At 61.9% G+C, this 6,954-nt stretch carries 10 protein-coding genes; 6 read left to right on the top strand and 4 right to left on the bottom strand.

What is annotated here, in order from left to right; translation table 11 throughout:
* The 4 genes from ENZ74_RS16305 to ENZ74_RS16290 all read left to right on the top strand — a co-directional run.
* A partial coding sequence (locus tag ENZ74_RS16305; RefSeq protein ID WP_245470964.1) for an amidase family protein occupies positions 1-640 on the top strand: 640 nt, incomplete at its 5' end.
* Positions 641-752: 112 nt separating this feature from the next.
* Complete coding sequence (locus ENZ74_RS16300) at positions 753-1,367, top strand: LysE family translocator (RefSeq protein ID WP_013529595.1); 615 nt, start codon at positions 753-755, stop codon at positions 1,365-1,367.
* Positions 1,368-1,468: 101 nt separating this feature from the next.
* Positions 1,469-1,789 (top strand): hypothetical protein, encoded by a 321-nt coding sequence (locus ENZ74_RS16295; RefSeq protein ID WP_013529594.1) that lies wholly within the window; start codon positions 1,469-1,471, stop codon positions 1,787-1,789.
* A gap of 3 nt (positions 1,790-1,792) precedes the next feature.
* Positions 1,793-2,170 (top strand): hypothetical protein, encoded by a 378-nt coding sequence (locus ENZ74_RS16290; protein ID WP_063169006.1) that lies wholly within the window; start codon positions 1,793-1,795, stop codon positions 2,168-2,170.
* A 36-nt stretch (positions 2,171-2,206) separates the two neighbouring features.
* Here the strand turns inward: ENZ74_RS16290 and ENZ74_RS16285 are convergent, their stop codons facing one another.
* Positions 2,207-3,151, bottom strand: a complete 945-nt coding sequence (locus ENZ74_RS16285; protein ID WP_063170333.1) for a nucleoside hydrolase — start codon at positions 3,149-3,151, stop codon at positions 2,207-2,209.
* A 315-nt stretch (positions 3,152-3,466) separates the two neighbouring features.
* On the opposite strand from ENZ74_RS16285, the gene ENZ74_RS16280 reads away from it, so the two are divergent.
* On the top strand, positions 3,467-3,892 hold the full coding sequence (locus ENZ74_RS16280; RefSeq protein ID WP_013529591.1) for an Hsp20 family protein: 426 nt from the start codon (positions 3,467-3,469) through the stop codon (positions 3,890-3,892).
* Between the two features lie 65 nt (positions 3,893-3,957).
* Positions 3,958-4,212, top strand: a complete 255-nt coding sequence (locus ENZ74_RS16275; protein ID WP_013529590.1) for a DUF1150 family protein — start codon at positions 3,958-3,960, stop codon at positions 4,210-4,212.
* A 92-nt stretch (positions 4,213-4,304) separates the two neighbouring features.
* Here the strand turns inward: ENZ74_RS16275 and ptsN are convergent, their stop codons facing one another.
* From ptsN to rpoN, 3 genes are all read right to left on the bottom strand, one after another.
* Positions 4,305-4,769, bottom strand: coding sequence for a PTS IIA-like nitrogen regulatory protein PtsN (gene ptsN / locus ENZ74_RS16270; protein ID WP_013529589.1), 465 nt, complete (start codon positions 4,767-4,769; stop codon positions 4,305-4,307).
* A 121-nt stretch (positions 4,770-4,890) separates the two neighbouring features.
* A complete protein-coding gene (gene raiA / locus ENZ74_RS16265; RefSeq protein ID WP_013529588.1) occupies positions 4,891-5,475 on the bottom strand; it encodes a ribosome-associated translation inhibitor RaiA in 585 nt (194 codons plus the stop codon).
* Positions 5,476-5,740: 265 nt separating this feature from the next.
* The coding region (gene rpoN / locus ENZ74_RS16260) for an RNA polymerase factor sigma-54 (RefSeq protein WP_127312865.1) at positions 5,741-6,954 on the bottom strand (1,214 nt) is incomplete at its 5' end.

Below are 6,954 nucleotides of genomic sequence, written 5' to 3'. Positions count from 1 at the left end.
TGGTGGCCGCATCGCCTGGCTCGGTGATCTCGGCGGTCATCTGCCGGTTGAAACAGGCGTTCTCGGCCTGTGCGAGGCGGCACTTGGCCGCTTTGCGGAAGCGTCCTTCGCGACCGAGCCCCTGCTGCCGGATTTCGATTTCGAAGCGCTGTGGCAGGCCTTCGTGACGCTGCGCCAGGCCAGCAGCGGCTGCGCGCTCAAAACCCACTATGACGATCCCGCGAAGCGCCGCCTGCTCAAGCCGGAAGCCATCTGGGAAGTGGAGAACGCAACGCGGCTGACGGCGCCGCAGATCCGCGCCGCTTCGGTCATCCGCACGTCCTGGCATCGCACGCTGCTGTCGATCTTCGACCGCTATGATCTGATTGCGCTGCCGACAGCGCAGGTCTTCCCCTTCGACATCGATACGCATTGGCCGCGTGAGGTCGCCGGACGCACAATGGACAGCTATCACCGCTGGATGCAGGTTTCCGCCTTCGCGACCTTGGGCGGCTGCCCGGCGGCCAATGTGCCGGTCGGCTTCGACGATAGAGGGCGGCCGATGGGCATGCAGCTGATCGGCCGGCCACGCGGCGACCTTGCCGTGCTCAAGGCGGCGGCCGCCTATGAGGCAACACTGCCCTGGCCGGCCGGCGCCTGAATCGCACGCGTTGGCGGCCGCGGCGCTTCGCGCACCGGCTTGCATCGCTATCGCCGCCATGCATTGATTATCCTCAGCCGCGCCGCCTCGGCGGTATTCCTGGGGAAAAAGCATGTCGCTCGAACTCTACGCCGCCTATGTCCTCGCTTGCATCGTCATTATCCTGGTGCCCGGTCCGACGGTCACGCTGATCATTGCCAACAGCATCCGCCATGGCTCGCGCGCCGGCCTCGCCAACGTCGCCGGCACGCAGGCCGGGCTTGCCGTGATGATCGCCATCGTCGGCATCGGCCTCAACACGCTGATCGCAGGCATGGGCCACTGGTTCGAGTGGGTACGACTGATCGGCGCGGCCTATCTGATCTGGATGGGTGTGCAGATGTTCCGCTCCAAGGGCACGTTGAATGCCGATGGAACAGCGAGAAAGCCGCGCGGCGGCTTCTTCCTGCAGGGCCTGCTGGTGGCGCTGAGCAACCCCAAGACGCTGATTTTCTTCGGCGCCTTCTTTCCGCAGTTCATTTCGCCGCAAGGCAACTACTCGCTGCAGATCGCCGTCATGGGTCTGACCGCCATGATCTTCGCCGCCTTCTCGGATTCGACTTACGCGCTGGCCGCCGGCCGCGCCGGGCGCCTGCTGTCGGCCGGCCGCATCAAACTCCTGTCGAGGATCAGCGGCAGCTTCATGGTCGGCGGCGGCCTGTGGCTGGCGTTTTCGCGGTCGAAGTAAAGGCGGCCGAGCCGGCGCCGCAAGGAGTTGCAGCACCCTGGAATGGCAACAGATTGAAAGTGTGCTGTCCCACCACCACATGAATCTGGCTTGAGGGATTCATGTCTGTCTTTTGGACTTGGGATGGTTTGAAGAGGAACGCGCCTGGCGTGATCCTCTTTATTGGTGCGTTTGCGGTTATGATCATGTTGGCGGCAAACAAATGGATCAACGACGCCAGCCCGATCCGATCGGTCGACACAGTCGAGGCAAACGTCGAAAGTGTCCGGTTGGACCATGGCCGCGGCATATATCTGGTTTCTATCGAGAACGGTTCGTCTGTCCTTATCGATGACGATCACCCGCATCTGATCGGCTCGCGCACAAACATCGAACGCGTCACGCGCGACAATGGCTTCGTCTTCTACCGATTCGTGAATTGAATCATGGCAACAGTATCTTCTCTCAGAAACCGCCTGCTTCTGTTTCAGGCAGAATACCGAGACGCAGTCATTGGTGTCGTATTCTTCTGCGCACTGCCCCTGGCGGCGCTGATCCCGATTGCGATGAACCAGGACAATCCGGTTGTGGCAACTCAGAGTGTGATGGGCACTATCGAGTATGTGAGGTTAATGCCCATCAATCCGAAGATGGCTGCCGGGCGCGGGCTGTATTACACATACGATGTCCGCCTTGATGGCAACAGCGCGGTGACATCCATCGATGATGAAGTGGGGATGCCGCACCTTGTCGGTTCGGTCATCCCCATCGAGCGGCAACATCATAAGCGCGGCGGAGACACCTATCGGTTTCTCAATGAGTGAAGACGCGTGCTCACAAGTTCAGTTCTGTTCTGACGGTCAGTTAAGCCGCCCCAGCCTCTCCACCAGCAAGGCGAAAAACGCATCATGGTCGATGTCGCGCATCACCATGGCGTTCTTCGGCCGTTTGGTGACGCCCCACCAGTCGATCACGGTCATGCCCATGGTCAGTTCCGAGGCGGTTTCCACGCTGACGTTGCAGTTGCGGCCCTTGAACAGGTCCGGCTTCAACAGATAGGCGATGACGCAAGGATCGTGCAGCGGGCCACCGTCGGTGCCGTATTTCTCTTCATCGAAGCGCTCGAAGAACTCCAACATCTCCGCGGTGGCGGTGCCGACCCTGGTGCCCAGCGCGCGGAAGGCCTGCGTGCGCTTGGCGGTGGTCAGCGCCTTGTGGGTGACGTCGAGAGGCATCATGACGATCGGAATGCCGGATTTGAGCACGACATCTGCGGCCTGCGGGTCGACATAGATGTTGAATTCGGCGGTCGGTGTGACATTGCCGCCTTCGAAGAAGCCGCCGCCCATCAGCACGATTTCCTTGATGCGCGGTGCGATGCGCGGCTCGCGGATCAGCGCCAGCGCAATGTTGGTGAGCGGGCCGAGCGCGCAAAGCGTGATCGTGCCGCTTTCTTCGCTCATCAGCGTCTCGACGATGAAATCGACCGCGTACTGGTCCTGCAGCTTCATCGTCGGTTCGGGCAATTGCGGACCGTTGAGGCCGGTCTTGCCATGCACTTCCTCGGCGGTGACCAGTTCGCGCGTCAGGGGCCGGATGGCACCGGCATAGACCTTGATGTCCGGGCGGCCGGCCAGCTCGCAGATCTTGCGGGCATTCTTTTCGGTAAGCTTCAGCGGCACGTTGCCGGCAACGGCTGATATGCCGACGATCTCCAGTTCGGAGCTGCCGAGCGCCAGCAATATGGCGACGGCATCATCCTGGCCGGGATCCGTGTCGATGATGATCTTGCGTGACTGGGGCATTTCAATTCCTTGTTTGGCGAGGTCGTGGACTTGCATCGATCCGATCGGAACATCCAAATGACGCCGAAGCGGCCGCGAGCTGCCAGGCCGAACCGCTCGACCGGGGAAGACAATCCCGACCCGCGCGCTTTTCCTTGCATCTGCTCGCCGTTTCAAGCGCCATGTCTGTCATTCCTGTGAGTCCACGGCCTGGTCTTTTTGGGCGGGTCTGTTGACGGCTTGAACTTGGTCGCGGGGCGGACCATATCAAGGCCATCGGGAAAAATGCCATCTGGGTTTTTCCACTTTATGTCGCTCTTGAGAGGACAGTGTAACATGAGCCGAATGACGCCCTTTTCCAGCCCGCTTCTGCTTGGTTTCGACGCCATGGAAAAGACCCTGGAACGCCTGGCGAAGTCCGGTGACAGCTACCCTCCCTACAACATCGAACGCCTCAGCGGCGCCGACGGCAAAACCGAAAGGTTGCGCATCACATTGGCGGTCGCCGGTTTCGCCGAAAGCGATCTCGATGTCACCACGGAGGAAAACCAGTTGGTCGTGCGCGGCCGTCAGACCGACGACACCGAGCGCGAATTTCTTCATCGCGGCATCGCCGCGCGCCAGTTCCAGCGCTGTTTCGTGCTGGCCGACGGCATGCGGGTGATCGCAGCGGAGTTGAAGAACGGCCTTTTGGCGATCGACCTCGATCGGCCGGAGTCCGAACGGCTGGTACGGAAAATAAACATATCGGTGAAAGACTGATCTTTACCGATGGCTCTCATGCGGGATGGCCTTGAGCGGCGTCCTCGCGCCAAGGAGGCTTTGAAATGACCAGAACTGAAACTATCACCATGACCAATGGCGAATTCGCTCATCTCGGCGAGGGCTCGGTCGCTTATCTCAGAAAGGTCTCGAGCGACGAATTGCTCGGCCGTTTCCCCAATCTCGGCGAAATCGCTCCCGGCATGGAACTGTGGGCGCTGTTTGCAGCCAATGGCCAGCCGATCCTGCTTTCCGACGCGCGTGACCGCGCACTGGCCGGTGCCATGGAAAACGACCTGACCACGGTCGCCATCCACTAAGACCCAGCGCGCCGCCCTGTTAGGCGCGACCAGCAGGCTCAAACGCATAGGGCCGCCCGTGGCGGCCCTTGAAGTTCGTCTCACCAGAAAAATCAGGCCGCGTGCGAGGCCTGGGTGTCCGATAAAAGCGCGTGGATAGCCGCGGCGTCGCGCGTACCCCTGATCTTGGCCACCGTGTCGGCGTCACGCAGCACTCGCGCGATGCGCGACAGTGCCTTGAGGTGATCGGCACCCGCCCCTTCCGGCGCCAGCAGCAGAAACACCAGATCGACGGGCTGATCGTCCAGCGATTCGAAATCGACAGGCGTCTCCAGCCGGGCGAAAACACCTGCGATGCGCTTCACGCCGGCCAGCTTGCCGTGCGGGATGGCGATGCCGTTGCCGACGCCGGTCGAACCCAGCCGCTCACGCTGCAGGATGGTGTCGAACACCTCCCGCTCCGGAATGCCGGAAATCGCCGCCGCCCGTTCGGACAGCAATTGCAGCAGCTGCTTCTTGGAGTTCGCCTTCAACGCCGGCAATATCGCCGGAACGTTGATAAGATCGCTCAGATCCATGCTTGAAAATCCCTTGTTCGCCTGCCGTCACCAGTCCTCACCCCTCGTGCGGCCGGCTCTTATCCCAGTGCGACCTCGTCGTCACCGTGCGACCCTTGTCGTCACCGTGCGACCGTTGTCGTCACGCTTGTGCGACCTTGGTCGTCGACGGGTCGATCCAACCGATATTTCCATCGGGTCGGCGATAGACGATGTTGAGATGGTCGGTTCCCGCGTTGCGGAAGACGAAGACCGGGCTGTCCTTGGTGTCGAGCTCGATGACCGCCGACGCCACCGACATGGTCTTCAGCGTCATGGTTGATTCGGCGACGATGGCCGGCGCGAAATTCTCCGGAATGTCCTCGTCGTCATCGGCAAGCGGCGCCATCACCGTGTAGGCTATGTCGGTCGGTTGGCCGTTGGCGGCGCCCGAATTGTGCGATTTCAGCCGGCGCTTGTAGCGCCTCAGGCGGGTTTCCAGACGGTCCGCCGCCGCCTCGAAGGCAAGCGTCGGATCCTGGGCATCGCCGGTGGCCTGCAGCGAAGCGCCGGAATCCAGCCGGATCATGCAATCCGCCGAATAGCGCGAACCCGATTTGATGACCGTGACATGTCCGGCAAAGCCGCGATCGAAATATTTGCCGATCGCTTCGCCGACACGATCGTTGATGCGTGTCCGAAACGCATCGCCGATGTCCATGTGTTTTCCCGATATGCGCAGATTCATCTGAAAACTGACCTTCCTTGCTCAGGCTTCAAACTGGCCCGAGTTTATACTCGTGATCCGTGCGCACAAGCTTTGCGGCGTCACTTGCGCCGATTTTAAATCCAGACTTTCCGGTTGATCACAAGCCGCCCTTTGACCGTCCCGAGGCCAACGTCGTGACGGACCATCCGCATGCGGGCATCTAGCCCGTCTCATGCGGGCGGGCTTCTAGCCAGTTCACCGCGGCTTGTCAATGAAGTGCTGGCTTGTGGAAAATCGACCCGCCTCAGCGCCCGGCGCTGGCCATCGCACGTTTCTCGCGCCGGCGCTGCACCGAGGAGGGGATATTCATGCCTTCCCGGTACTTGGCGACCGTACGCCTTGCAATGTCGACGCCACTTTCGCGCAACATGTCGACGATTGCATCGTCGGAAAGCACGTCGACGGGCTTCTCCTCGTCGATCAACTGCTTGATGCGGTCACGCACGGCTTCCGAGGAGTGCGCATCGCCGCCGCCCGATGCGGCGATCGAGGCGGTGAAGAAGTAGCGAAGCTCGAACACGCCGCGCGGCGTCAGCATGTATTTATTGGCTGTGACCCGGCTGACGGTCGATTCGTGCATGCCGATGGCGTCGGCCACAGTGCGCAGATTGAGCGGCTTCAGCTGCCGCACGCCATGGACGAGGAAGGCGTCCTGCTGGCGAACGATTTCCGAGGCGACCTTGAGGATGGTCTTTGCCCGCTGGTCGAGGCTGCGCGTCAGCCAGTTGGCGTTCTGCAGGCATTCGGCCAGAAAATCCCTTTCCGCCTGGTTCTTGGCCTGCGGAGAGACCTGGGCGAAATAGATATGGTCGACCAACACCCGCGGCAGCGTTTCGGCATTGAGTTCGACCGTCCAGCTGCCGTCATTGGCCGCGCGCACCTCCACATCGGCGACGATCGCGTCGCTGGCGCCGCCCGAAAACGCCATGCCCGGCCGGGGATCGAGCGCCCGGATTTCGGCCAGCATGTCGAGCAGATCCTCCTCGTCGACACCGCAGATCCGTTTCAATGCGTGAAAATCGCGCCGTGCCAGGAGTTCGAGATTGGCGACCAGCGCCTTCATCGCCGGATCGAGCCGGCTCCGCACGGCAAGCTGCAGCGACAGGCATTCGGCCAGGTCGCGGGCAAACAGGCCGGCCGGCTCGAAGGTCTGACACACCGCCAGCACCTTCGCCACGGCGGCGGCATCCGCACCGAGACGAGCGGCGATCTCGGCCAGATCGGCACGCAGATAGCCGGTCTCGTCAAGGCCGTCGGCGAGGTCGGCGGCGATCAGACGTGCAGCCGGATCGGCGAAGGCTAGCGCTACCTGTTCACCGACATGGTCGCGCAGCGTGATCGCAGCAGTCGCCATGTCGCCGGCGTCAAACCACTCGGATGAGGAACCCGCGCCATTGCCGGAAGCCGATTTCCATTGCGCCGTCAGGTCGGGACCGAGCCGCTCGCTGGTGCCCGGGT

This window comes from Mesorhizobium sp. M7A.F.Ca.CA.002.15.2.1 (assembly GCF_003998715.1).
Classification (GTDB): Bacteria; Pseudomonadota; Alphaproteobacteria; order Rhizobiales; family Rhizobiaceae; genus Mesorhizobium; species Mesorhizobium ciceri.
Note: the sequence above shows the minus strand (reverse complement) of the source record. Positions and strands in the feature narration are given on the sequence as shown.